Origin of the sequence: Pseudomonas sp. NMS19W (assembly GCF_051554255.1) — a bacterium.
Lineage (GTDB): Bacteria > Pseudomonadota > Gammaproteobacteria > Pseudomonadales > Pseudomonadaceae > Aquipseudomonas > Aquipseudomonas kribbensis.
Window position 1 is genome coordinate 326,304 of sequence record NZ_CP136718.1, and the last position, 23,343, is coordinate 349,646.

19 protein-coding genes and 1 pseudogene are annotated in these 23,343 nt (G+C 61.7%); 6 read left to right on the forward strand and 14 right to left on the reverse strand.

The window, feature by feature from the left end:
* Positions 1-61 precede the first annotated feature (61 nt).
* The 3 genes from ubiB to ubiE are packed head-to-tail and all read right to left on the reverse strand — an operon-like array spanning position 62 to position 3,056.
* The gene (gene ubiB, locus R1A29_RS01425) at positions 62-1,666 is read right to left on the reverse strand and encodes a ubiquinone biosynthesis regulatory protein kinase UbiB (RefSeq protein WP_085683997.1); all 1,605 of its coding nucleotides are present in this window, start codon (positions 1,664-1,666) and stop codon (positions 62-64) included.
* A complete protein-coding gene (locus R1A29_RS01430; RefSeq protein WP_007952419.1) occupies positions 1,663-2,286 on the reverse strand; it encodes a ubiquinone biosynthesis accessory factor UbiJ in 624 nt (207 codons plus the stop codon). The genes ubiB and R1A29_RS01430 overlap by 4 nt, the downstream gene beginning before the upstream one ends.
* A complete protein-coding gene (ubiE, locus tag R1A29_RS01435; RefSeq protein WP_007952418.1) occupies positions 2,286-3,056 on the reverse strand; it encodes a bifunctional demethylmenaquinone methyltransferase/2-methoxy-6-polyprenyl-1,4-benzoquinol methylase UbiE in 771 nt (256 codons plus the stop codon). The genes R1A29_RS01430 and ubiE overlap by 1 nt, the downstream gene beginning before the upstream one ends.
* Positions 3,057-3,221: 165 nt before the next feature.
* Between ubiE and R1A29_RS01440 the strand changes: the two genes are divergently transcribed.
* The 3 genes from R1A29_RS01440 to R1A29_RS01450 all read left to right on the forward strand — a co-directional run bounded on the left by R1A29_RS01440 (position 3,222) and on the right by R1A29_RS01450 (position 4,945).
* Entirely contained in the window at positions 3,222-3,497 is a 276-nt protein-coding gene (locus tag R1A29_RS01440; protein ID WP_438300450.1) for a polyhydroxyalkanoic acid system family protein, read from the forward strand.
* 160 nt (positions 3,498-3,657) lie between these two features.
* A complete protein-coding gene (locus R1A29_RS01445; protein WP_085711043.1) occupies positions 3,658-4,080 on the forward strand; it encodes a phasin family protein in 423 nt (140 codons plus the stop codon).
* A gap of 10 nt (positions 4,081-4,090) precedes the next feature.
* Entirely contained in the window at positions 4,091-4,945 is an 855-nt protein-coding gene (locus tag R1A29_RS01450) for a phasin family protein (protein WP_114881125.1), read from the forward strand.
* Positions 4,946-5,205: 260 nt separating this feature from the next.
* Here the strand turns inward: R1A29_RS01450 and R1A29_RS01455 are convergent, their stop codons facing one another.
* The 10 genes and pseudogenes from R1A29_RS01455 to R1A29_RS01500 all read right to left on the reverse strand — a co-directional run bounded on the left by R1A29_RS01455 (position 5,206) and on the right by R1A29_RS01500 (position 17,917).
* Entirely contained in the window at positions 5,206-5,826 is a 621-nt protein-coding gene (locus R1A29_RS01455) for a TetR/AcrR family transcriptional regulator (RefSeq protein ID WP_438300451.1), read from the reverse strand.
* Positions 5,827-5,856: 30 nt separating this feature from the next.
* On the reverse strand, positions 5,857-7,539 hold the full coding sequence (gene phaC, locus R1A29_RS01460) for a class II poly(R)-hydroxyalkanoic acid synthase (protein ID WP_248738600.1): 1,683 nt from the start codon (positions 7,537-7,539) through the stop codon (positions 5,857-5,859).
* 150 nt (positions 7,540-7,689) lie between these two features.
* Positions 7,690-8,543 (reverse strand): annotated as a pseudogene (gene phaZ, locus R1A29_RS01465) (poly(3-hydroxyalkanoate) depolymerase).
* A 95-nt stretch (positions 8,544-8,638) separates the two neighbouring features.
* Entirely contained in the window at positions 8,639-10,318 is a 1,680-nt protein-coding gene (gene phaC, locus R1A29_RS01470; protein ID WP_438300452.1) for a class II poly(R)-hydroxyalkanoic acid synthase, read from the reverse strand.
* Between the two features lie 257 nt (positions 10,319-10,575).
* On the reverse strand, positions 10,576-10,947 hold the full coding sequence (locus tag R1A29_RS01475) for a gamma-butyrobetaine hydroxylase-like domain-containing protein (RefSeq protein WP_438300453.1): 372 nt from the start codon (positions 10,945-10,947) through the stop codon (positions 10,576-10,578).
* A gap of 75 nt (positions 10,948-11,022) precedes the next feature.
* Entirely contained in the window at positions 11,023-12,360 is a 1,338-nt protein-coding gene (gene hslU, locus R1A29_RS01480; protein WP_085711049.1) for an ATP-dependent protease ATPase subunit HslU, read from the reverse strand.
* A 54-nt stretch (positions 12,361-12,414) separates the two neighbouring features.
* Complete coding sequence (gene hslV, locus R1A29_RS01485; protein WP_007968352.1) at positions 12,415-12,945, reverse strand: ATP-dependent protease subunit HslV; 531 nt, start codon at positions 12,943-12,945, stop codon at positions 12,415-12,417.
* A 155-nt stretch (positions 12,946-13,100) separates the two neighbouring features.
* Positions 13,101-13,817 carry an SPOR domain-containing protein gene (locus tag R1A29_RS01490; protein ID WP_085711050.1) on the reverse strand — a complete coding sequence of 239 codons (717 nt, stop codon included), beginning with the start codon at positions 13,815-13,817 and terminating at the stop codon, positions 13,101-13,103.
* 1 nt (position 13,818) lies between these two features.
* A complete protein-coding gene (gene argS / locus R1A29_RS01495) occupies positions 13,819-15,555 on the reverse strand; it encodes an arginine--tRNA ligase (RefSeq protein WP_408986362.1) in 1,737 nt (578 codons plus the stop codon).
* A gap of 142 nt (positions 15,556-15,697) precedes the next feature.
* A complete protein-coding gene (locus R1A29_RS01500) occupies positions 15,698-17,917 on the reverse strand; it encodes a primosomal protein N' (protein ID WP_438300454.1) in 2,220 nt (739 codons plus the stop codon).
* 169 nt (positions 17,918-18,086) lie between these two features.
* Between R1A29_RS01500 and rpmE the strand changes: the two genes are divergently transcribed.
* The 3 genes from rpmE to R1A29_RS01515 all read left to right on the forward strand — a co-directional run bounded on the left by rpmE (position 18,087) and on the right by R1A29_RS01515 (position 20,585).
* A complete protein-coding gene (gene rpmE / locus R1A29_RS01505) occupies positions 18,087-18,308 on the forward strand; it encodes a 50S ribosomal protein L31 (protein WP_438300455.1) in 222 nt (73 codons plus the stop codon).
* Positions 18,309-18,349: 41 nt separating this feature from the next.
* Complete coding sequence (locus R1A29_RS01510) at positions 18,350-19,132, forward strand: thermonuclease family protein (protein WP_438300456.1); 783 nt, start codon at positions 18,350-18,352, stop codon at positions 19,130-19,132.
* 184 nt (positions 19,133-19,316) lie between these two features.
* Positions 19,317-20,585: a malic enzyme-like NAD(P)-binding protein gene (locus R1A29_RS01515; RefSeq protein WP_085711053.1), complete on the forward strand. Its 1,269-nt coding sequence runs from the start codon at positions 19,317-19,319 to the stop codon at positions 20,583-20,585.
* 138 nt (positions 20,586-20,723) lie between these two features.
* On the opposite strand, the gene R1A29_RS01520 is transcribed toward R1A29_RS01515, so the two are convergent.
* A complete protein-coding gene (locus R1A29_RS01520; protein WP_438302002.1) occupies positions 20,724-23,168 on the reverse strand; it encodes a penicillin-binding protein 1A in 2,445 nt (814 codons plus the stop codon).
* Positions 23,169-23,343: the final 175 nt, after the last annotated feature.

Sequence of the window (23,343 nt, forward strand, 5' to 3'; positions counted from 1 at the left end):
TGCGGTGTGTCTGTAGCTTCTAGCTTGAAGCTCGCAGCTTATAACTTGCAGCTGATTCCTGCTATCGGCGAACGACCAGATACAAGCCGACTGCCACCATGATCCCGGCGGGCCAATGCCCCAGTTCATTCAGCGGGCCACCGGCGGCGAGGATCGTGCCGCCCGCCAGATGGGCGCTGCCGAGCAGGCGCAGGAACCAGTCGTCCTTGCGCTTTTTCCACGGCGGTGGCGGGTCGTTGGCGTGGGGCTGGGACATGCGCTCGAGCAGGTCGCGGGCCATGTTGGCCAGGTGCGGCAGCTGTTCGAACTGGCTCTGTACGTTGCCGATCAAGGCTTTCGGGCTGACGCGCTCGCGCATCCAGCGTTCGAGGAACGGCTGCGCGGTGTTCCACAGATCCAGATCCGGGTACAGCTGACGGCCCAGGCCTTCGATGTTCAGCAGGGTCTTTTGCAGCAGTACAAGTTGCGGCTGCACTTCCATGTTGAAGCGGCGCGCGGTCTGGAACAGGCGCATCAGCACCTGACCAAATGAAATATCTTTTAACGGTTTTTCGAAAATCGGCTCGCACACGGTACGGATCGCCGCTTCGAATTCGTTGAGTTTGGTTTCCGCCGGCACCCAGCCCGAATCGATGTGCAGTTGCGCCACGCGCCGGTAGTCGCGTTTGAAGAAGGCGAACAGGTTGCGCGCCAGATAATCCTGGTCTTCCGGGGTCAGGCTGCCGACGATGCCGCAGTCGATCGCGATGTACTGCGGGCTCCACGGGTTGACGGTGCTGACGAAGATGTTGCCCGGGTGCATGTCGGCGTGGAAGAAACTGTCACGGAACACCTGGGTGAAGAAGATCTCCACGCCACGTTCGGCAAGCATCTTCATGTCGGTGCGCTGGTCGGCGAGGGTCGCCAGGTCCGTCACCTGAATCCCGTAGATACGCTCCATCACCAGCACTTTCGGCCGGCACCAGTCCCAATAGACTTGCGGCACGTAGAGCAGCGGCGAGCCTTCGAAGTTGCGCTTCAACTGGCTGGCGTTGGCCGCCTCGCGCAGCAAATCGAGTTCGTCGTAGATGGTTTTTTCGTAGTCGCTGACCACGTCCACCGGGTGCAGCAGGCGGGCGTCGGCGGAGACCTTTTCGGCGGCGCGGGCGAGAATGAACAGCCACGCCAGATCCTGGGCGATCACCGGTTTCAGGCCCGGGCGGATCACCTTGACCACCACTTCTTCGCCGGTCTTCAGCTGCGCGGCATGCACTTGCGCCACCGAGGCCGAGGCCAGCGGTTCGACGTCGAAGCGGCTGAACACTTCGCTGATCTTTTTGCCCAGCTGTTCTTCGATCAACTTGACCGACAGCTGCGAATCGAACGGCGGCACGCGGTCCTGCAACAGCATCAGCTCATCGGCGATGTCTTCCGGCAGCAGGTCGCGGCGGGTCGAGAGGATCTGCCCGAACTTGATGAAGATCGGCCCCAGGTCCTGCAACGCCAGGCGCAGGCGTGCGCCACGGCTCAGGTCCAGCGGCTTGCGCGGGAACCAGCGCCACGGCAGGACATAGCGCAGCGCCAGCAGGAACCACGGCAAGGGCAGATCGAACAGCAGATCATCGAGGCGGTAGCGGATCACGACGCGCTGGATGCGCAACAGACGGCGGACGGCGAGCAGCTTCATGCGTTATCGCTTGGGTCGAGGGATCGGGAAAGGCGCTCGAAGCGCGCCTCGAGACGTTCCAGATCGAGTTTGATCCGGTCCAGTTCGCTGAAGCGGGCTTCGGCTTCGCGCTGCCCGACGAGGGTGCGCGATTCTTCGGCCAGGTATTCGGCGAGGTTCTGGTTGAGGCTGGCAAATCCTTGTTGATACCAGCGGGCGCGGCTGCGCAGGTGACCGCCGACCAGTTGCGTGGCGACCGGGCCGAGCCAGCGCGAGAGTTCGTACTCCCAGTCCAGCTCAAGGTCCTGCAGCACGCCCGCCAGTTCCAGCAGCACGCCGCTGTCGCCGTCGAGTTCGACTTCCGGTGCGTGCAGCACTGCGGTCTTGTCCTTGCTCAGGGCCAGTTTCACCAGGCTCGAAGCCGGGGCGCGCAGGGTGCAGTCGACGCCGGTTTCCCAGTGAGACGCCAGCATCAAACCTTCGTCGCTCGGCAGGATGAACAGTTGCAGCGCCGGGCTGCGGCAATCCACGGCAATCACTTTGCCGGTCAGATGCGCCAGTCGCGGCAGCGCCGTGCTGTCGAGACGCAGCACGCGGTTCAGGCCGAGTTCGACGCTGGCCAGCAGCCCGGTCAGCAGCATCAGGGCTTGATGCCGCGGTGCAGGGCGACGATGCCTGCGGTCATGTTGTGATAGGTCACGCGGTCGAAACCGGCGTCGACCATCATCGACTTCAGGGTTTCCTGATTCGGGTGCATGCGGATCGATTCGGCCAGGTAGCGATAGCTTTCCGAGTCGTTGGTGATCAGCTTGCCCATCAGCGGCATGAAGGCGAACGAGTAGGCGTCGTAGGCCTTGGACATCAGCGCGTTGGTCGGCTTGGAGAATTCCAGCACCAGCAGACGGCCGCCGGGCTTGAGCACGCGCAGCATCGAACGCAGGGCGTCTTCTTTGTGCGTCACGTTGCGCAGGCCGAAGGCGATGGTCACGCAGTCGAAATGGTTGTCCGGGAACGGCAGCTTTTCAGCGTCCGCCTGGACAAACTCGACGTTGCCCGACACACCGACATCCAGCAGGCGGTCACGGCCGACCTTGAGCATGGATTCGTTGATGTCCGCGAGAACCACCTGACCGGTCGGGCCGACCAGGTGCGAGAATTTCTTGGTCAGGTCGCCGGTACCGCCGGCGATGTCCAGCACGCGGTTGCCGGCGCGCACGCCCGACAGTTCGATTGCGAAGCGCTTCCACAGACGGTGCATGCCGCCCGACAGAAGGTCGTTCATCAGGTCGTACTTGGCGGCCACGGAGTGGAACACCTCAGCGACTTTTTCCGCTTTCTGGCTTTCCGGAACGTTTTTGAAGCCGAAGTGAGTGGTGGGTTCGGCATCGCTGCCTTTGCGCTGATCAGTCATATCGCTGTCACCAAAAGAGAATGCGCGACATTCTAATCCCCAAGCCATGCTTTGTCTTGGAATGGCTAAAGGTAAGATGGGCAACCTTCGGGACGATTTGCCGCAGTGGCGGTCAAGATTCGTTGCAGGCATTCATAGCCCCATTCAAAAAGCAGGAGTCATTCAATGGCCCATATCAGTGTTGAGCGTTCCCACAGCCTGGGCAAGGAAGTTGCCCGCGAGAAAGCCGACAAACTGGCGCAGAAACTCTCCGATCAATATGGCCTCGAGCCGCAGTGGGCGGGTGACACCCTGAACCTCAAGCGTTCGGGCGTGAAGGGTGCGGTGCATGTGGCCGAGGATTCGATCCGGGTCGATGTCGAACTGGGCCTGATGATGTCGGCCATGAGCGGCATGATCAAAGCCGAGATCGAAAAGGCGCTGGATAAAGCGCTGGTCTGATCAGGACAAGCGGGGGGCTTCGGGCTCCCCTTTCTTTTCTTGTGCACCTGCCTTTTATGTCAGTTGTTAGGGTGCCGTTTCTAATTTTTCTCCCTACTTTGTGCCTGAGCCCGACACTCGTCAGGGCAGTTCCTCAAACCTTCTGCGCGTGAGGTGCACCATGGCCAAAGCTATTTTGAAGAAAAAAATCGACGCCTCGACTTCTGCCCTGAGCGACGTCAAATCCTATGCCCGCAAGATCTGGCTGGCAGGCCTGGGTGCCTACACCAAGGTCGGTCAGGAGGGCAGCGAGTACTTTCAGGAGTTGATCAAGGCTGGTCAAACTGTTGAAAAGAAAGGCAAAAAAGCCGTCACCGAAAAACTCGAAGCGGCCAACGCCGAGATCGACGAAGCCAGGAGTGAAGTCAGCTCTTTCAAAGGTCGCGTCGAAGTTCAGCTCGACAAGGTCGAGAAGGCGTTCGACACGCGTGTCGCCAGTGCCTTGAATCGTATCGGCATTCCGTCTAAACATGACGTTGAGGCACTCTCTGCTAAGCTCGATGAGCTGACGGCATTGCTCGAACGCGTCGCGCGTAAATCTTAAGGAGAACGGGATGGCTGGTAAAAAGAACACCGATAAAGAAGGCAGCTCGTGGATCGGAAAAGTCGAAGACTATTCCCGCAAGATCTGGCTGGCTGGTTTAGGCGTGTACTCGAAGATCGACACTGACGGCAGCAAGCTCTTCGATACATTGGTCAAAGACGGCGAGAAAGCCGAGAAGCTCACCAAGGCTGCGGTCGGCAAAAAAGTCGATGCTGCCAAGGACACCGCGAGCTCGGCCAAATCGCGCATCAGCGGCGTGAAAGATCGCGCGCTGGGCACCTGGGATCAACTGGAAGGGGCTTTCGACAAGCGCCTGAACAGTGCGATTTCGCGCCTGGGCGTACCGAGCCGCAATGAGGTGAAGGATCTGCACAAGAAGGTCGATACCCTGACCAAGCAGATCGAGAAACTCACCGGCCTGAAAACCCAACCTGTCGCGGCCAAAACCGCAGCAGCCAAGCCTGCGGCCAAAACCGCTGCCAAGCCACTGGCTAAAGCCGCCGCCAAACCGGCAGCAAAACCAGCAGCCAAAACTGCTGCCGCCAAGCCAGCAGCGAAAGCCGCAGCCAAACCGGTTGCCGCCAAGGCCGCCGCCAAACCTGCTGCAAAACCAGCGGCCAAGCCAGCAGCGAAAACCGCTGCCGCCAAACCCGCTGCCAAGCCTGCCGCCAAACCGGCTGCAGCGAAAAAACCTGCAGTGAAAAAACCGGCCGCGCCGAAAGCCGCTGCGCCGAAACCAGCTGCACCAAAACCGGTGACCACACCGCAAGCACTGGCCAGCACGTCGAACTCCGCCTCGGCTCCAACCCCGGCGCCTGTTTCGACTGTTGCATCGACTCCGTCGACGCCGACCAGTCAGTCCTGATATTCAGGGCACAAGAAAACGCCCGGCCTGTGAAGGTCGGGCGTTTTTGTATGTCTGATCCAAGAGCCCCCTCACCCTAGCCCTCTCCCCGAGGGAGAGGGGACCGACCGAGGTGTTTCGCGTTATGCATCGACCTGAAAGCTCGAGTCGATTATGGATTCGGTATAACAACTTCAGGTCGGCGTAATTCCCGAGCATCCCACGGTCAGTCCCCTCTCCCTCCGGGAGAGGGCTAGGGTGAGGGCAGCGATCTACCTGACTCACTCGTGATCTTCGAGATATTGCAAAGCCATCCGCTCCGTCGCCACCTTCACCGGCGGCAACAGGTGCGGCGCCACCAGCATCATGATCTGGTACACCACCAGCCTCACTTCCCCCTCGCGATCAAGAATCCGCTGATAGTCCAGTGAGAACAGCAGCGTCATGGTGATCTGCTCCACCAGTTGCCCCAACGCCTGGGTATCACTGACCAGTTGCCCCGATGCCTTCAACCGCGCCAGCAATGAGGCCAGCGTGCGCTTCAGGACATTGAGAAAACTGCGAATGCCCTTGGCCAGTTTCGGCAGGCGTCCGGCCAGGTTCGACAGGTCCTGGAACAGGAACCGGTACTGCGCCAGGCGCTCGACGATCAAATGCAGGAACAGCCAGTAATCCTCCGGTGCCAGTTCGACATCGGCGGGTGGGTCGAGCAGTGGCGCCAGCTCGCTCTGAAAACGCTCGAACAGCCCGAGGATCAGCGGCTCCTTGCCGTGGAAATGGTAGTAGAGGTTACCGGGGCTGATCCCCATTTCATTGGCAACCTCCATGGTCGAGACGTTCGGCTCGCCCTTTTCGTTGAACAACTGCAGGGCACATTCGAGGATCCGTTCGCTTGTTTTCATCCAGTCTTCTTAAAGGGCGGTTGGGGCCGGTCAGCGCACGCGCACGTAAGTGCCGGGCGCCGCCTCCATCGGTGGATAGTTCGCGTTGCCAAGGGCCATCTGGGTTTCGCGCAGGGTGCCGGAGCGCTGCTGGACCCATTCCAGCCACTGCGGCCACCAGCTGCCGTCGACTTTTTTCGCGTCGTAGTACCAGGCGCGCGGGTCGCTGCTCATCTTGCCGTTTTCGACGTAGTTGGCCTTGGGGTTGCTCGGCGGGTTGAGAATGCTCTGGACGTGGCCACTGTTGGACAGCACGAAGCGTCGTTCGCCGCCCAGCAGCAGGGTCGAGCGATACACCGCGTCCCATGGCGTGATGTGGTCGTTCATGCCGGCCACGCTGAAGCTGTCGACCGTGACTTTCTGCAGATCGATCGGCGTGCCGCAGACTTCCAGGCCGCCCGAATGAATCAGCGGGTTGTGCTTGAAGAAGTCCAGCAGGTCGCCGTGAAACGCGGCGGGCAGGCGGGTGCTGTCGTTGTTCCAGTAGAGGATGTCGAACGCCGGCGGCTCCTTGCCCAGCAGGTAATTGTTGACGAAGTAGCTCCAGATCAGATCGTTGGGGCGCATCCAGGCGAACACCCTGGCCATGTCGCGACCGTCCAGCACGCCTTTCTGATAGGAGCGCCGCTTGGCCGCCTCGAGGGTCTGTTCGTCGGCGAACAGCGTTGCCGGGGAGTCGATCTGACTGTCGAGCAGGCTCACCAGATAGGTCGCGCTGGAGACCCGCCGCAACTGCCGCTTGGCCTGCAAGTGCCCCTGCAATGCGGCGATGGTCAACCCGCCGGCGCAGGCACCCATCAGGTTGACCTCGCGGGCACCGGTGATCGCCCGGCAGATGTTCATCGCTTCTTCCACGGCCTCGACGTAGGTCGACAGGCCCCATTCGCGATGACGCACGTCCGGATTGCGCCAACTGATCATGAAGGTCTGCAAGCTGTTCTTCAGAGCGTACTGGACGAAGCTGTTGCTCGGGCTGAGGTCGAAAATGTAGTACTTGTTGATTTGCGGCGGCACCACCAGCAGCGGTTTCGAATACTGCTTTTCGCTCATCGGCTTGTACTGGATCAGCTCGAGCAGTTCGTTGCGAAACACCACCGAACCGGTGGTGGTGGCGACAGTCTTGCCGACTTCGAAAGCCTGTTTGGTCACCTGACGCGGCAGGCCGTCGTTGTGCAGCAGGTCATCGAAAAGATGACTCAAACCGCGCACCAGACTGTGGCCCCCGGAGTTGAACAGCTCCTTGATCGCCAGTGGATTGAGCAGCGTGTTGGAGGGCGCCACGGCATCGTTGATCAGGGAAAAAGCGAAGTGCGCACGGGCGCGGTCGTCGTCGCTCATACTGCTTTCGTCGATCCAGCTCTTCACCTGTTTCTGCCAGCTCAGATAGGCCTGCAGGCCCCGGCGGTAAAACGGGTTGAGGCTCCAGGCCGGATCGGCGAACCGGCTGTCATTGGGGTTGGTCGGGTGCAGGGTTTCACCGAGCAGCACGCGTCCGAGCGCGCCACCGAGTTTCAACGCGTGCTTCGCGCTGTGAATGGGGTTGCGCAGACCATGGGCGGCTACGCTGCGCAACGTCGAAATCAGGTCGCGGCCTCGCAGGCCGGTCATTGCACTTTGTGCATTGATGAAAACGGCGGGACTGGGCACTACGCCCGTCGCTGGTTTGTCGCGCATGACTCAACACTCCTTCGTCTTCAGGTCAAAAACAAACACACCGAACCAGAACACCATAGACGCTGTTGCGGCTTGTTGCCTGCGCGGCGTCCTGTCACGCGTGTTGGAAAAGCTCTGCAAGGAGCTGTCCAGAAAACCGGACCGGGCCGGTTATCCGCCCAGCGGTGTCGGGTGGGGGTGCATCACTGCGCGAAGACGTTCCTCCTGGAGAAATTTCATGATGATCGGCGCCACGGCTTCGGCCCGGGTGATGAGGAACAGATGCCCGTCATCGATGATGTGCAATTGCGCGTTGGGGATGCGCCAGGCGAGCAGGCGCATGTTGATCAGCGGAATCAGCGGATCGTCGTCGCCGGCCAGCACCAGGGTCGGCTGATGGATCTTGTGCAGCCAGTGAATGCTGGTCCAGCCAAGGCCCGCGAACAGTTGCCAGTAGTAGCCGAGCTTGCCCGCCGAACGCACCTTGGCCGCGTGACTGGCAGCGAGGGTCGGGTCGCGACGGAACGAGCCGCCGTAGATCATCGGGGCGATGCGGATCACATGGGACGGCTGGATGTAGCGGCGCGGGCTGGCCATCATCCACAGCACCTTCGGCTTGCCTGGCACCATCACCGCGCCCGCCGCCGTGGCGGCCAGTACCAGCTTCTTGCAGCGCTCGGGATAGTCATGGGCGAACTGCTGCGCCAGCGCGCCACCCCAGGACACGCCGATCACATTGACCTGGCCGTAGTCGAGGTAATCGAGCATCCGTGCCGTGAGTTTGGCCAGGCCCGGAAAGCGATACGGCCGGCTCGGCGTCGAAGAACCACCGACACCGGGCACGTCGAAGGCGATCACTTCCAGGTCCGGATCCAGCGCCGCGACAAAAGGAACACCAGCTCCAGGTTGGCGCCGATGCCGTTGAAAATCAGCAAGGGCGTCAAGTGAGGCTTGCCGGGGCGTACGGCGGTCCGGAGGGTCTGGCCATCCAGCTCGACGGTACGGAAGATGAACGGTTGCGGCATGCTTCAGGGCCCTTCGGGTTAGCGGGGAGCAGCTACGAGCTGCAAGCTTCAAGCTGAACCTGCTCAGCTTGAAGCTTGTAGCTTGAGGCTTGCGGCTATCTTTCGTGAACGTAAGTACCCGGCGAGGCTTCCCCTGCCGGATATGCCTTGTTGCCCAGCTTCGTCGGGGCCTTTTTCAGTTCGCCCGAACGCGCCGCCTGCCAGGCCTGCCAGTGCAGCCACCAGGAGTCGGCGTGCTTGGTCGAGTTTTCCTGCCAGTCATCGGCATTGGCGGTCATTTCGTCGCTGGTCATGTAGCGCGATTTCGGGTTGCCCGGCGGGTTCAGAATGCTCTGGATATGCCCGCTGCTGGACAGCACGAACTCCACCTTGCCGCCAAACAGCTGCGCCGACTTGTAGCAGGACTTCCACGGGGTGATGTGGTCGTTGGTGCCGGCCAGCGAGAAGATGTCGGCCGTGACTTTCTTGAGGTCGATCGGCGTACCGCACACTTCCAGTGCATCGGGGCGGGTCAGTGGGTTGTTTTTGAACATCTCGATCAGGTCGCCGTGGAACGCCGCCGGCAACCGGGTGGTGTCGTTGTTCCAGAACAGGATGTCGAACACCGGCGGCTCGTTGCCCAGCAGGTAGTTGTTGACCCAGTAGTTCCAGATCAGATCGTTGGGGCGCATCCAGGCGAAGACCTTGGCCATGTCTTTGCCTTCGAGCACGCCGGCCTGATACGAATGACGCTTGGCCATCTCCAGGGTCTGCTCGTCGACGAACAGGGCGACGTCACTGTTCAGGGTGGTGTCGAGCACGCTGACCAGCAGAGTCAGGGCATTGACCTTGTTTTCCCCGGTGGCGGCGTAGTGGCCGAGCAGGGCGGTGCAGGTGATGCCGCCGGAGCAGGCGCCCAGCATGTTGACGTCCTTGCTGCCGGTGATCGCGGTGACCACGTCGACCGCTTCCTTCAGGGCTTCGATGTAGGTCGAGAGGCCCCACTCGCGCTGTTCCTTGGTCGGGTTGCGCCAGCTGACGATAAAGGTCTGCACATTGTTGCGCAGGCAGAAGCGCGCCAGGCTCTTGTCCGGGCTCAGGTCGAATACGTAGAACTTGTTGATTTGCGGCGGCACCACCAGCAGCGGACGCTCGTGGATTTGCTCGGTGATCGGTTTGTACTGGATCAGCTCCAGCACGTCGTTGCGAAACACCACCGCGCCTTCGCTCACGCCCAGGGTCTTGCCGACCTCGAAGGCGCCCATGTTGACCTGGCTCGGCATGCCGCCGTTGTGCACCAGATCCTTGGCCAGATGCGAGAGGCCGTCGAGCAGGCTCTTGCCGCCGGTTTCGAAGAAGCGTTTGACCGCCGCCGGATTGGCTGCGGTGTTGGTCGGCGCCATGGCTTCGGTCATCAGGTTGATCACGAAGTGGCCGCGCGCGATGTCCTTGGGCGAGAGGCTGCTGTCGTCGATCCAGGCATGGAGTTCCTTGCGCCACGCCAGGTAGGTTTGCAGGTAACGTTTGTACAGCGGGTTCTGACTCCACGCCGGGTCGACAAAGCGACGGTCATCGCTTGCCGGTTGCAGTTCTGATTTGCCGAACAGCACGTTCTTCAGTTCGATGCCGAAATGAGTGACGTGTTTGACGCTATGGATCGGTTGTTTGATGGCCTGGGTCAGCACCATTCGAGCAGAGGCCAGCAGATCCTTTCCGCGAAGCCCAACGACAGGATTCAGCCCCAGGGTGTTTTCCGAGGCTTGGTACTTCAAATCATCGTTATTCTTGTTACTCATCTACGACGCTCCATTGTCCTGAGACGAGTACCCGGTTTCTGCTGTGCAGTTCCACAGCCAATGCCAGGTACTACTGCTCGGGTGACCGTTGATTCTGCATAGCTGCTTTACAGTCGTAGAGCACTGCAGGGAACTTGCCAGCTCCATTGGTTACCCGAGTTTAATTTTTTTCGCAAGCAGCCGATCCCGGGCCGCTTTAGCGGAGCATTCAAACAGATGAATTTAGAAAATGCCCTCTAAACAGTCCGAGGCGCGGACTAGAGCATCAGCTTGACGACGGACTCGTCCGGGTCGCGGGTTTTGCCGGCGGCTTTTAGCTCGGCCAGATAATCCGCCCAGAGTGCGTCATAACGTCGCCCCAGTTCATAGAGGTAATCCCAGGTGAACAGGCCGCTGTCGTGACCGTCGTCGAAGGTCAGTTTCAGTGCGTACTGACCGGCCGGTTCTACCTTGGTCAGGCCGACGTGGAGCTTGCCGAATTGCAGGATCGGTTTGCCGTGGCCCTGGACCTCGGCGGAGGGGGAACGCACGCGCAGGAATTCGGCGGGCAGGGTGTATTCCTCGCCGGACGCGTATTTGAGCGACAGGGTTTTCGAGGCTTTGTGCAGTTTGATGTCGGTGGGAAGCATAGAAAAAGCCTTTAGCTGCAAGCTACAAGCGGCAAGCTTAACTCAGCTTGCCGCTCGTAGCTTGAGCTTGCAGCTCTACAGAATATAACGGGACAGGTCTTCGTTCTGCGCCAATTCACCCAGGTGGCTGTTGACGTACTCGGCGTCGATCAGGATCGCCTTGTCGTCGTGGGCGCTGGCCAGGTCGCCGGCACTGAACGACACCTCTTCCAGCAGGCGCTCGAGCAGCGTGTGCAGGCGACGGGCACCGATGTTCTCGGTCTTCTCGTTGACCTGCCAGGCGATCTCCGCCAGACGCTTGATGCCTTCAGGCTGGAACTGGATGTTCAGGCCTTCGGTCTTCAGCAGCGCGCAGTATTGCTCGGTGAGCGAGGCGTGCGGTTCGCTGAGGATGCGCTCAAAGTCTTCCGGGCTCAGGGCCTTGAGTTCGACGCGGATCGGCAGGCGGCCTTGCAGTTCCGGCACCAGATCGCTCGGCTTGCTCAGGTGGAACGCACCGGAGGCGATGAACAGGATGTGGTCGGTCTTGACCATGCCCAGCTTGGTGTTGACGGTGCAGCCTTCGATCAGCGGCAGCAGGTCACGCTGCACGCCTTCGCGGGAGACATCGGCGCCGCCGACATTGCCGCGCTTGGCGACCTTGTCGATTTCGTCGATGAACACGATGCCGTGCTGCTCGACCGCTTCCAGGGCCTTGGCCTTCAACTCTTCTTCGTTGACCAGGCGCCCGGCTTCTTCATCGCGCACCAGTTTCAGCGCTTCCTTGACCTTCAGCTTGCGGGCCTTCTTCTTGCCCTTGCCCATGTTGGCGAACAGGGACTGCAGCTGGTTGGTCATTTCTTCCATGCCCGGAGGCGTGGCGATCTCGATGCCGGCCATTTCGGCGACTTCGATCTCGATTTCCTTGTCGTCCAGCTGACCTTCGCGCAGACGCTTGCGGAACAGCTGGCGAGTGTTGGAGTCCTGGGTCGGCGCGTCTTCGTTGCCGAAGCCCATGCGTGCCGGCGGCAGCAGGGCGTCGAGGATGCGATCCTCGGCGGCGTCTTCGGCGCGGTGACGCACGCGGGTCATTTCCTGCTCGCGCAGCATCTTGATCGCGGCATCGGCCAGATCACGGATGATCGATTCGACGTCACGGCCGACGTAGCCGACTTCGGTGAACTTGGTTGCTTCGACCTTGATGAACGGCGCGTTGGCCAGCTTGGCCAGGCGACGGGCGATCTCGGTTTTACCGACACCGGTCGGGCCGATCATCAGGATGTTCTTCGGGGTCACTTCAACGCGCAGCTCTTCAGGCAGCTGCATGCGGCGCCAGCGGTTGCGCAGGGCAATCGCGACGGCGCGCTTGGCATCGTCCTGGCCGATGATATGGCGGTTGAGTTCGTGGACGATTTCGCGGGGAGTCATGGACATAATAATTGACGGTCCTCAAGCAGAAACAAGCCGTGGCACAGGGCCGCGTCAGGCTTATTCAGCGAGATCCTGCTCCTCAATGGTCTGGGTGTGGTTGGTGAATACACAGATGTCGCCGGCGATGCCGAGCGCGGTCTCGACGATTTCGCGGGCCGACAGGTCGGTCTTCTTCAGCAGGGCGCTGGCGGCGGCTTGCGCATAGGCGCCACCGGAACCCATGGCGATCAGGCCGTCTTCGGGTTCGACCACGTCACCGTTGCCGGTGATGATCAGGGAGGCGTCCTTGTTGGCGACCGCGAGCATCGCTTCGAGGCGGCTCAGGGAGCGGTCGGTGCGCCATTCTTTGGCGAGTTCGACAGCGGCGCGGATCAGGTGGCCCTGATGTTTCTCGAGCTGGCCTTCGAAACGTTCGAACAGGGTAAAGGCGTCGGCGGTGGCACCGGCGAAACCGGCGATGACCTGGCCGTGGTACAGGCGACGAACTTTCTTCGCGTTGCCTTTCATCACGGTGTTGCCGAGAGAAACCTGGCCGTCGCCGCCCATGACGACTTTGCCGTGGCGGCGGACTGAAACGATGGTGGTCAAGGGAAGAGTCTCCACACTGCGGGGCGAAAATGCCTTATGCCCATTCATATGGGGGTGGTGGAGAGGATTTCAACTGCGGGGAGGGAGAGGGGACGAGCGGTGGTGTTGCGCTGATCCTCCCCACGCAGAGCGGGGGAAGGATCATTCGAGGGGAATCAGCGGCTCTGGCGTTGTTGTAACAACAGGTTGCTGAAGCCGGCGCCCGCCAGTTGCTTCTGGGCGGTGGTCAGCTGTTCGCGGTTGCTGAACGGGCCGACCAGTACGCGGTACCAGGTTTCATCCTTCACCGTCCCGGATTCAACTGCGACCGCCTGGCCGAGCAGAATGATCTGCGCGCGGACCTTGTCGGCATCTGTCTGCTTGCGGAACGAGCCGGCCTGGAGGAAGAACTTGGTCACCGGTGCAGCCTTGGTCACCGGTGGCGCTGGCGGCGGGGTGATCCCGGCCAGAGCAGCCTGGGCCCGTGCGGTGTCGATCTTCGCCGCTTCCGCCGGGGTCACTGGCGTGGTCGGGATCGCCGGCACCTGTGGCGTCGGCAGGGTTTTCTCCGGCACGGCGTCAGGCGGCACGATCACTTCCGATTCCGGCAGCAGGGTGTAGAAGTCGTACTTCGGCTTCACCGGTTGCGTCGGGCTCGGCGGGGTCTTGTTGGCCTCGGCGATCTTGGTGGCTTTCTGTTGTTGCTGTTGTTCGACCTTCTCGCGCTTGACCGTGTCGCTGCCTTTGCCCGGCTCCAGTTTCATCAGGAACACGATGAACGCACCGACCGTCAGGCCGATGGCCATCCACAGCCAGCCCGGAATCGGCTGCTTCGCTGGAGCTTGGTAACGGCTGGCGCCACGCTTGGGTGCAGGTTTTTTCTTGGCAGCCAACTTACATGCGCTCCAGGGTTTCCAGGCCGAGCAGTTCCAGGCCTTGCTTGAGGGTACGGCCGGTCAGCGCGGCAAGGCGCAGGCGGCTTTGCATTTGTGCCGGGGTCTCGGCCGCGAGGATCGGGCAGTTCTCGTAGAAGCTGGAGAACAGGCCGGCCACGTCGTACAGGTAAGTGCACAGGGTGTGTGGCGTGCCCTTTTCCGCGACGTTGTTCAGCACTTCACCGAACTGCGCCAGTTTCGCCGCCAGTTCCTGCTCGTGCGCCGCTTCGAGGACGATCTGGCCGTCGACTTCGCTGAAATCCTTGCCCAGTTTGCGGAATACGCCGGCCACACGTGTGTAGGCGTACAGCAGGTATGGCGCGGTGTTGCCTTCGAAGTTGAGCATCAGGTCGAAGTTGAAGCTGTAGTCGCTGGTGCGGTGCTTCGACAGGTCGGCGTATTTCACCGCACCGATGCCCACGACTTTGGCGATGGCGCGCAGTTCGTCTTCAGCAAGCTCAGGGTTCTTTTCCTTCACCAGGCTGTAGGCACGTTCTTGCGCTTCGGTCAGCAGATCGATCAGCTTCACGGTGCCGCCGTCACGGGTCTTGAACGGACGGCCGTCGGCGCCGTTCATGGTGCCGAAGCCCATGTGCTCCATTTCCATCGGATGGGTCACGAAGCCGGCCTTGCGCGCCACGGCGAACACTTGCTGGAAGTGCAGGGCCTGACGCTGGTCGACGAAGTACAGCGCACGGTCGGCCTTCAGTTTGCCGCTGCGGTAGCGCACGGCGGCCAGGTCGGTGGTGGCGTACAGATAGCCGCCGTCAGCCTTGACGATGATCACCGGGAGCGGCTCGCCTTCGGCGTTCTTGAATTCGTCGAGGAACACGCACTGGGCGCCGTTGCTTTCGACCAGCATGCCGGCGGCTTTCAGGTCGTTGACCACGTTGATCAGGTCGTCGTTATAGGCGCTTTCGCCCATCACGTCGGCCATGGTCAGTTTGACGTTGAGCAGTTCGTAGATCTTCTGGCAGTGCGACAGCGAGATGTCCTTGAACTTGGTCCACAGCGCCAGGCATTCGGCATCGCCGGCCTGCAGCTTGACCACCAGGCCACGGGCGCGGTCGGCGAATTCCGGGGACTCGTCGAAGCGCTGCTTGGCGGCGCGGTAGAAGTTTTCCAGGTCCGACAGTTCGTCGCTGGTGATCGGGTTTTCCTGCAGATACGCCATCAGCATGCCGAACTGGGTGCCCCAGTCGCCGACGTGGTTCTGACGGATCACGGTATCGCCGAGGAACTCCAGCACACGGGCCACGCCGTCGCCGATGATGGTCGAGCGCAAGTGGCCGACGTGCATCTCTTTGGCCAGGTTCGGTGCCGACAGGTCGACCACGGTGCGTTGCGCCGGGCCGGCCTTGCGCACGCCAACGTGAGCGTCGGCCAGGGCGGCGTCGAGGCGCGAGGCCAGCGCCTGGGTGTTCTGGAAGAAGTTGATGAAGCCTGGGCCGGCGATTTCGGCTTTGGTGACGTTCTCGTCAGCCGGCAGGGCGGCGATGATTTTTTCCGCCAGGTCACGCGGCTTCATGCCCGCAGGCTTGGCCAGCATCATGGCGATGTTGCTGGCGAAATCGCCGTGGGTCTTGTCCCGGGCGTTTTCCACCTGGATCGCCGGCGTCAGGCCTTCAGGCAACACACCTTCGTTGACGAGTTGGGTGAGGGCTTGTTGGATCAGCTGGCGAATGGTGTCTTTCATGGTCTTCTCTTTCGACCGCAAGCGCGGCGGCGCATCGATGCGCGGGTGGAAAAACTGGGCATTATCCGTTGCGAAGACGGGCTTGCCAACCTTAGCAGGCAGGATGCGGATGTGTGGTGACAATTCGAGCGGTTTTGCCCGGTCAGTACAGATCCACCGGATCGACATCCAGCGACCAGCGCACCGCCCGGCCGCTCGGCATCTGCTCCAGCACCAGCAGCCAGCTCGCCAGCAACCGGTGCAGCGGCGCCCGGGCCGTGGCCTGCAGCAGCAGTTGCGCGCGGAAGCGTCCGGCCCGGCGTTCCATCGGTGCCGGCACCGGCCCCAGCAGTTCAATGCCGCTCAAGTTCTGTTCGGCCAGTAAACGCTCGGCCTCGCTGCAGGCTTCATCGAGAAAGCCCTCGGCCTGCCCCGGTTTGTGCGCTTCGGCGCGCAGCAGCGCCAGATGAGCGAACGGCGGCAGGCCGGCGGCACGGCGTTCGCTCAGGGCCTGTTCGGCGAAGGCGAAGTAACCCTGTTCGGTCAGTTGTACCAATAAAGGATGGTCGGCCAGATGGGTCTGGATGATCACCTTGCCCGGCTCTTCCGCCCGCCCGGCGCGCCCGGCAACCTGCACGATCAGCTGCGCCATGCGCTCGCTGGCGCGGAAGTCGCCGGAGAAGAGTCCGCCGTCGGCATCGAGGATCGACACCAGAGTGACGCGGGGGAAGTGGTGACCCTTGGCCAGCATCTGAGTGCCGACCAGGATGCACGGCTGGCCTTTCTGAATGGTGGCGAACAACTGGTTCATCGCATCTTTGCGCGACGTGCTGTCGCGATCAACGCGCAGTACCGGATAGTCCGGGAACAGAATCGCCAGCCGTTCCTCGGCCCGCTCGGTGCCAGCGCCCACCGGCCGCAGATCGACCTTGTTGCACTTCGGGCACTGGCGCGGCACGCGCTCGACGTAACCACAGTGGTGGCAGCGCAGCTCGCCGTAGCGCTGGTGCACGGTCATCCGCGCATCGCAGCGCTGGCACTCAGACATCCAGCCGCAATCGTGGCACAGCAGGGTCGGGGCAAACCCCCGGCGGTTGAGGAACACCAGCACCTGCTGGCCGGCGGCGAGGGTCTGGCCGATGGCTTGCTGCATCGGCCCGGAAATGCCGCTGTCCAGTGGGCGACTTTTCACATCCAGACGCAGGAAGCGTGGCTGTTTGGCGCCGCCGGCCCGTTCGTTCAGGCGCAGGAGTCCGTACCGTCCGGTGTAGGCGTTGTGCAGGCTTTCCAGCGATGGCGTCGCGGAGCCGAGCACGATCGGAATGTTTTCCTGCCGCGCGCGCACCAGCGCCAGATCCCGCGCGTGGTAGCGCAGGCCTTCCTGCTGTTTATAGGAGCCGTCGTGTTCTTCGTCGATGATGATCAGCCCCGGATTTTTCATCGGGGTGAACAGCGCCGAGCGGGTGCCGATAATAATGTCGGCTTCGCCGTCCCGGGCAGCGAGCCAGGCATCGAGGCGATCGCGGTCATTGACCGCCGAGTGCAGCAGGGCGATGCGCGCATTGAAACGTTGTTCGAAACGGGCCAGGGTCTGCGGGCCGAGGTTGATCTCCGGGATCAGCACCAGTGCCTGCTTGCCGGCCTCGAGGGTTTCGCGGATCAACTGCAAATAGACTTCGGTCTTGCCGCTGCCGGTGACCCCGGCCAGCAGGAACGCGTGATAACTGTCGAATCCGGCGCGAATCGCCTCGTACGCGGCGCGTTGCTCGCTGTTGAGCGGCAGCTCGGGCTGGGCCAACCAGTGTTCGTGGCGCGCGCCGGGGGCATGGCGGCGCACTTCGACCTGCACCAGATCCTTGGCCAGCAGCAGATCGAGGCTGTCCTTGCTCAGCATCAGTTTGCTCAGCAACTGATGGGCGACGCCATGAGGGTGCTGGGCCAGCGTTGCCAGGGCTTCTCGCTGGCGCGGGGCGCGGGCGATGCGCGGGTCATCGAGGCTGGCGCCGGGGGCGGCGGACCAGAAGCGTTCCTGGCGGGCTTCGGCAAGTTCGCCCTGACGCAGCAGCACCGGCAGTGCCCAGCTCAGGGTGTCGCCGAGGCTGTGCTGGTAATACTGGGCGGTCCACAGGCACAGCTTGAACAATGCCGTCGGCAGCGGCGCCGTGGCGTCGAGCAGGGCCAGCGCCGGTTTGAGTTTCTCTACCGGCACTTCACTGGTGTCAGTGACTTCCACCAGAATCCCGATCATCTCCCGCCGACCGAACGGCACCCGCAGGCGCATGCCCGGTTGCAACTGCGAGCGCAGCACACCGGCCGGGGCCCGATAGTCGAACAGGCGGCGCAGGGGCGAAGGCAGGGCGAGGCGCAGAATGGCGTCGGGCACGCGGGGGGATCTCAATGGGCGTGTGGGTAAAGAAGGGCCGGAGCCTAGCAGACGGTCGGTCTCAGCGACAGCTTGCGTGATTGGCATTGTCTGGTAGAATCCGCGGCCTAATTACGTGCGGTATTCAACAATCGTGTTGGATGGCGGCACGCCAGCTGAGGAAAACACCATGAAAGCCGATATCCATCCGAATTACCCAGAAGTTGCAGTAACTTGCAGCTGCGGCAACAAGTTCGAAACCCGTTCGACCTTCGGCAAAGCCCTGGCGATCGACGTTTGCAACGAATGCCACCCGTTCTACACCGGTAAGCAGAAGACTCTGGACACCGGCGGCCGTGTGCAGAAGTTCGCAGACCGTTTCGCTACTTTCGGCGTCGGCAAAAAAGCCTGAGGCTGATCATTTTGGAAAGTCATATCGGCTTCTCCAGACTGATGAAAAAGGCGTCCCTTGTGGGCGCCTTTTTTGTGTCCGCGATTTGGCTGTCCGGCGCCCAGGCCTTCTGCCCGATGCCCTCGGGGCTATCGAGCGTGGTGGTTCAGCGAGTTGTCGATGGCGACACGGTGCGCCTGAGTGACGGCCGCAGCGTACGCCTGATCGGCCTCAACACGCCTGAGCTGGGCAAGCAGGGGCGCAGCGACGAACCGTTTGCCGTGGCCGCGCGCAAACGCCTGGAAGCCTTGGTGGCAGACAGTGGCGGACGGGTTGGTTTGCGCCTCGGCGCGCAAGCAAAAGACCATTACGGGCGTACGCTTGCCCACCTCTACAGCGTCAGCGGCGCCAGTCTCGAAGCGCAAATGCTCGCCGATGGCCTTGGATTCCAGGTCGCGGTGGCACCGAATGTCGATCTTGTCGATTGTCAGCAAGCCGCCGAGCGCAGCGCGCGGCAGGCCGGGCTTGGCTTGTGGAAGCGCTCGCCTGTACTGAAAGCGGAGCAGATCGAACGCCCGGGTTTCGCCATCGTCAGCGGGCGTGTGAGCAAGGTTCAGCGCAATCGTGGCGGAATCTGGATCGAGTTGCAGGACAAGCTTGTACTGCGCGTTGCACCCAATCTGCTGGAGCGTTTTGATGGCAACGCCCTGCAAGCGCTGAAGGGCAGGCAGATCGAGGCTCGGGGCTGGGTGGTCGACCGCTCACGACGGGGCGGATTGAAACCCGGTCAGGCTCGCTGGCTGTTGCCGCTGACCGACCCTTCAATGTTGCAATCGTCCCGCTGAAGAAAAAGTTGTAGACATTTTTTCAGCCGATTGTGAACAGTCTAGCCCTTGTGCGCCGTGGCTCTTGGCCCAAAGTCGTAGGGCAGGGCGCTTGACACGGGTGACCGGGCAGTCTTGTGGGGACTTTGCGAGGCGCGTATCCTCGCTGACCAGTCTGTCCAACAGTAAAAAGCGGAATGCCAAAATGTCTGATCTGAAAACTGCCGCTCTCGAATATCACGCCAATCCTCGTCCAGGAAAGCTGAGTGTCGAGCTCACCAAGGCCACTGCTACCGCCCGCGACCTGTCGCTGGCCTACAGCCCCGGCGTAGCTGAACCAGTGCGCGAGATCGCCCGCGATCCTGAACTGGCCTACAAGTACACCGGCAAGGGCAACCTGGTTGCAGTCATTTCCGATGGCACCGCGATTCTGGGCCTGGGTAACCTCGGCCCACTGGCTTCCAAGCCAGTGATGGAAGGTAAAGGCGTGCTGTTCAAGCGCTTCGCCGGCATCGACGTCTTCGACATCGAAGTCGACTCCGAAAGCCCGCAAGCCTTCATCGACACCGTAAAACGCATTTCCATCACCTTCGGTGGCATCAACCTGGAAGACATCAAGGCGCCTGAGTGCTTTGAGATCGAACGCGCTCTGATCGAACAGTGCGACATTCCGGTATTCCACGATGACCAGCACGGCACCGCGATCGTGACCGCTGCGGGCATGATCAACGCTCTGGAAATCGCTGGCAAAACCCTCGGCGAAGCCAAGATCGTCTGCCTGGGCGCCGGCGCTGCCGCCATCTCCTGCATGAAACTGCTGGTGAGCATGGGCGCCAAGGTCGAGAACATCTTCATGATCGACCGTACCGGCGTGATCCACGCTGGCCGTGACGACCTGAACCAGTACAAGGCTGTGTTCGCCCACGCGACCGAGAAGCGCACCCTGGACGACGCCATCGAAGGTGCTGACGTATTCGTCGGCCTGTCGGGCCCGAACCTGCTGAGCGCCGAGCAACTCAAGCGCATGGCGGCCAACCCGATCGTCTTCGCCTGCTCCAACCCGGATCCGGAAATCTCCCCGGAACTGGCTCACGCCACCCGCAACGACGTGATCATGGCCACCGGCCGTTCGGACTACCCGAACCAGGTCAACAACGTGCTGGGCTTCCCGTTCATCTTCCGCGGTGCCCTGGACGTTCGCGCCAAGCGCATCAACGAAGAAATGAAGATCGCTGCCGCCAACGCCCTGCGCGAACTGGCCAAGCTGCCGGTTCCTCAGGAAGTCTGCGACGCCTACGGCGGTATCTCCCTGGAATTCGGTCGTGAGTACATCATTCCGAAGCCAATGGACAAGCGCCTGATCACCGTGATCTCCGACGCCGTGGCCAAGGCTGCGATCGAGACCGGCGTAGCGACCCTGCCGTATCCGAAGAACTACCCGCTGAAAAGCGTGGATGACGTGTTCAACGGTTAAGAGCAGCCGGCCATAAAAAACCCAGCCAAGCGCTGGGTTTTTTTATGGCCTTCAAGTTACAAGCTACAAGCTGCGAGTTAAAAGCGCCGAGTACGGCTTTTGCTTTTGGCTTGCAGCTCGAAACTTCTGGCTGCTTTTCTAGAACAGATCGATCGGCGCCTGTTCGTCCGCCGGCAGCGGGCTGCCCGGTGCCGTGCCGTTGCCGATCTCGTTGACCGACGGCGGCGTGTCTTCGGCCTTGAACAGCTCGAAGTAGGCGCCTGGTGTGCTCGGCGAGGCTGCGCGGCCACTGACCGGGTCTACCCGCAGGCTGAGGATGCCTTCCGGTTCCGGCTGGACATGCGGCGGCTTGTCCTTGAGCGCGGCGCTCATGTAGTTCATCCAGATCGGCAGCGCCACGGTGCCGCCGAACTCCCGGCGACCGAGGCTTTCCGGCTGGTCGAAACCGGTCCAGACCGTAGTCACGTAATCGGCGTTGTAACCGGAGAACCACGCATCCTTGGATTCGTTGGTAGTACCGGTTTTGCCTGCGATGTCGCTGCGGCCCATGGCCAGTGCGCGACGACCGGTGCCGAGCTTGATCACGTCCTGCAGCATGCTGTTGAGGATGTAGGTGGTGCGGCCATCGACGATGCGCTCGGCGACTGCCGGCGCTTGTGGCACCGCTGCAGCACCCGGCGCTTCGCCCGGCACCGGTGCGGCGTTGACGGTGAACGACTGGCTGGCCGGCGCCGCGATGCCGTCAGTGGCCGAGGCGCCTTGTGGCACGGTCGGCGGGTTGGCGACGAACAGCGTGTCGCCGTTGCGGCTTTCGATCTTGTCGATGATGTACGGAGTGATCTTGTAGCCGCCGTTGGCGAAGGTGCTCCAGCCGGTGGCGATTTCCATCGGGGTCAGGGTCGCGGTGCCCAGCGCCAGGGACAGGTTTGGCGGCAGGTCCTGCTTGTTGAAGCCGAAGCGGGTGATGTAGTCGATGGTCTTGCCTACGCCCATCGCCTGCAGCAGGCGGATCGAAACCAGGTTGCGCGACTTGTACAGCGCTTCGCGCAGGCGGATCGGGCCGAGGAAGGTGTTGGTGTCGTTCTTCGGACGCCAGACCTTGTCCAGATACTCGTCGACGAACACGATCGGCGCGTCGTTGACCAGCGTGGCGGCGGTGTAGCCATTATCCAGTGCGGCACTGTAGACGAATGGCTTGAAGCTCGAACCCGGCTGACGCTTGGCCTGCATGGCGCGGTTGTAGTTGCTCTGCTCGAAGGCGAAACCGCCGACCAGCGAGCGGATTGCGCCGTTCTGCGGATCCAGCGACACCAGCGCGCCCTGGGCCTGTGGAATCTGGCTGAATTTCAGCGAGTTGTTCGGCTGGCGCTGTACGCGCACCAGATCGCCGACCTGCGCGACATCCGATGGCTGACGCGGCGCGGCGCCCATGCTGTTGGTATTGAGGAACGGACGGGCCCATTTCATGGTGTCCCACGCCACATGCTCTTCACCGGTGCGGGTCAGCACTTGCAGGCCGTTCTTGTCGACCTGGGTAACGATGGCCGGTTCGAGGCTGCTGATGGTGCGTTGCTTGGTCAGCTCGATGGCCCAGGCTTCGCGGGTCTTGCCCGGCAGGCGCGATTCAGGACCACGGTAGCCGTGACGCTGGTCGTAGGTCATCAGGCCTTCGTGCAGCGCGGTGTTGGCCATTTCCTGCAGGTTGCTCGGCACCGTGGTGGTGACGCGGAAACCTTCGGTATAGGCGTCGCTGCCATAGCGGCCGACCATTTCGGCGCGGGCCATCTCGGCGATGTACGGCGCGTTCACTTCCGGGGTCGGCACGTGGTAGCTGGCGTTCAGCGGCTCGTTGATGGCAGCGGTGTAGTCGGCTTCGGTGATCTTGCCGAGCTTGTACATGCGCCCGAGGATCCAGTCGCGACGCTCCTTGCTGCGCGCCGGGTTGGCCAGCGGGTTGAAGCGCGACGGAGCCTTAGGCAGGCCGGCGATCATCGCCATCTGCGCCAGGCTGACCTCGCGGATCGACTTGCCGTAATACACCTGCGCCGCCGCCTCGATGCCGTAGGCGCGGTTGCCCAGATAAATCTTGTTCACGTACAGCTCAAGGATCTCGTCCTTGGTCAGCTGGCGTTCGATCTGCAGGGCCAGAAGGATTTCCGTGGTCTTGCGCGAGAAGCTGCGTTCGCTGGTCAGGAAGAAGTTCTTCGCCACCTGCATGGTGATGGTGCTGCCGCCGGACTGGATGTGCCCGCTCTTGACCAGTTGGGTCGCGGCACGCATCAGGCTGCTCGGATCGACGCCATAGTGATTGGCGAAGTTGTCGTCTTCAGCACTTAGTAACGCATTGATGAAATTGGGGGGAATGTCGGCGAAACGGATCGGAGTACGGCGCATTTCGCCAAATTCTGCGATCAACTTGTTGTCGCTGCTGTAGACCCGGAGCGGAATCTGCAACTGAATGCTTCTCAGCGCCTCCACAGATGGCAAACCCGGACTAAGGTAAAGAAACGCGCCGCTGAGAACTAAAAGCAGTCCGCAGAAAACGGCGACGATGGACCAACCGAAGAATTTCAGCAGACGAATCAAGGCTTTTGGACATCCAGGGCAAAGAATGAATTGGGCGACAGGGTTCCGGGAACACACAGAACGGCCCGCGCCGGCAGTAAAAAGCGGAAAAAATCGCTGGGCATTATAAGCACTTTTCCGCTGGGGGCGTCATTTGCGCTTCTGTCAAGACGGGGCGAGGGAACGCAATGCG

Coding starts and splice junctions, on each gene's coding strand:
- R1A29_RS01430 (WP_007952419.1), bottom strand. CDS start 2,286: ATGCTGCTGACCGGGCTGCTGGCCAGCGTCGAACTCGGCCTGAACCGC.
- ubiB (WP_085683997.1), bottom strand. CDS start 1,666: ATGAAGCTGCTCGCCGTCCGCCGTCTGTTGCGCATCCAGCGCGTCGTG.
- R1A29_RS01450 (WP_114881125.1), top strand. CDS start 4,091: ATGGCTGGTAAAAAGAACACCGATAAAGAAGGCAGCTCGTGGATCGGA.
- R1A29_RS01510 (WP_438300456.1), top strand. CDS start 18,350: ATGAAAAAGGCGTCCCTTGTGGGCGCCTTTTTTGTGTCCGCGATTTGG.
- R1A29_RS01440 (WP_438300450.1), top strand. CDS start 3,222: ATGGCCCATATCAGTGTTGAGCGTTCCCACAGCCTGGGCAAGGAAGTT.
- R1A29_RS01455 (WP_438300451.1), bottom strand. CDS start 5,826: ATGAAAACAAGCGAACGGATCCTCGAATGTGCCCTGCAGTTGTTCAAC.
- rpmE (WP_438300455.1), top strand. CDS start 18,087: ATGAAAGCCGATATCCATCCGAATTACCCAGAAGTTGCAGTAACTTGC.
- phaC (WP_248738600.1), bottom strand. CDS start 7,539: ATGCGCGACAAACCAGCGACGGGCGTAGTGCCCAGTCCCGCCGTTTTC.
- phaC (WP_438300452.1), bottom strand. CDS start 10,318: ATGAGTAACAAGAATAACGATGATTTGAAGTACCAAGCCTCGGAAAAC.
- hslU (WP_085711049.1), bottom strand. CDS start 12,360: ATGTCCATGACTCCCCGCGAAATCGTCCACGAACTCAACCGCCATATC.
- R1A29_RS01475 (WP_438300453.1), bottom strand. CDS start 10,947: ATGCTTCCCACCGACATCAAACTGCACAAAGCCTCGAAAACCCTGTCG.
- argS (WP_408986362.1), bottom strand. CDS start 15,555: ATGAAAGACACCATTCGCCAGCTGATCCAACAAGCCCTCACCCAACTC.
- R1A29_RS01515 (WP_085711053.1), top strand. CDS start 19,317: ATGTCTGATCTGAAAACTGCCGCTCTCGAATATCACGCCAATCCTCGT.
- ubiE (WP_007952418.1), bottom strand. CDS start 3,056: ATGACTGATCAGCGCAAAGGCAGCGATGCCGAACCCACCACTCACTTC.
- R1A29_RS01445 (WP_085711043.1), top strand. CDS start 3,658: ATGGCCAAAGCTATTTTGAAGAAAAAAATCGACGCCTCGACTTCTGCC.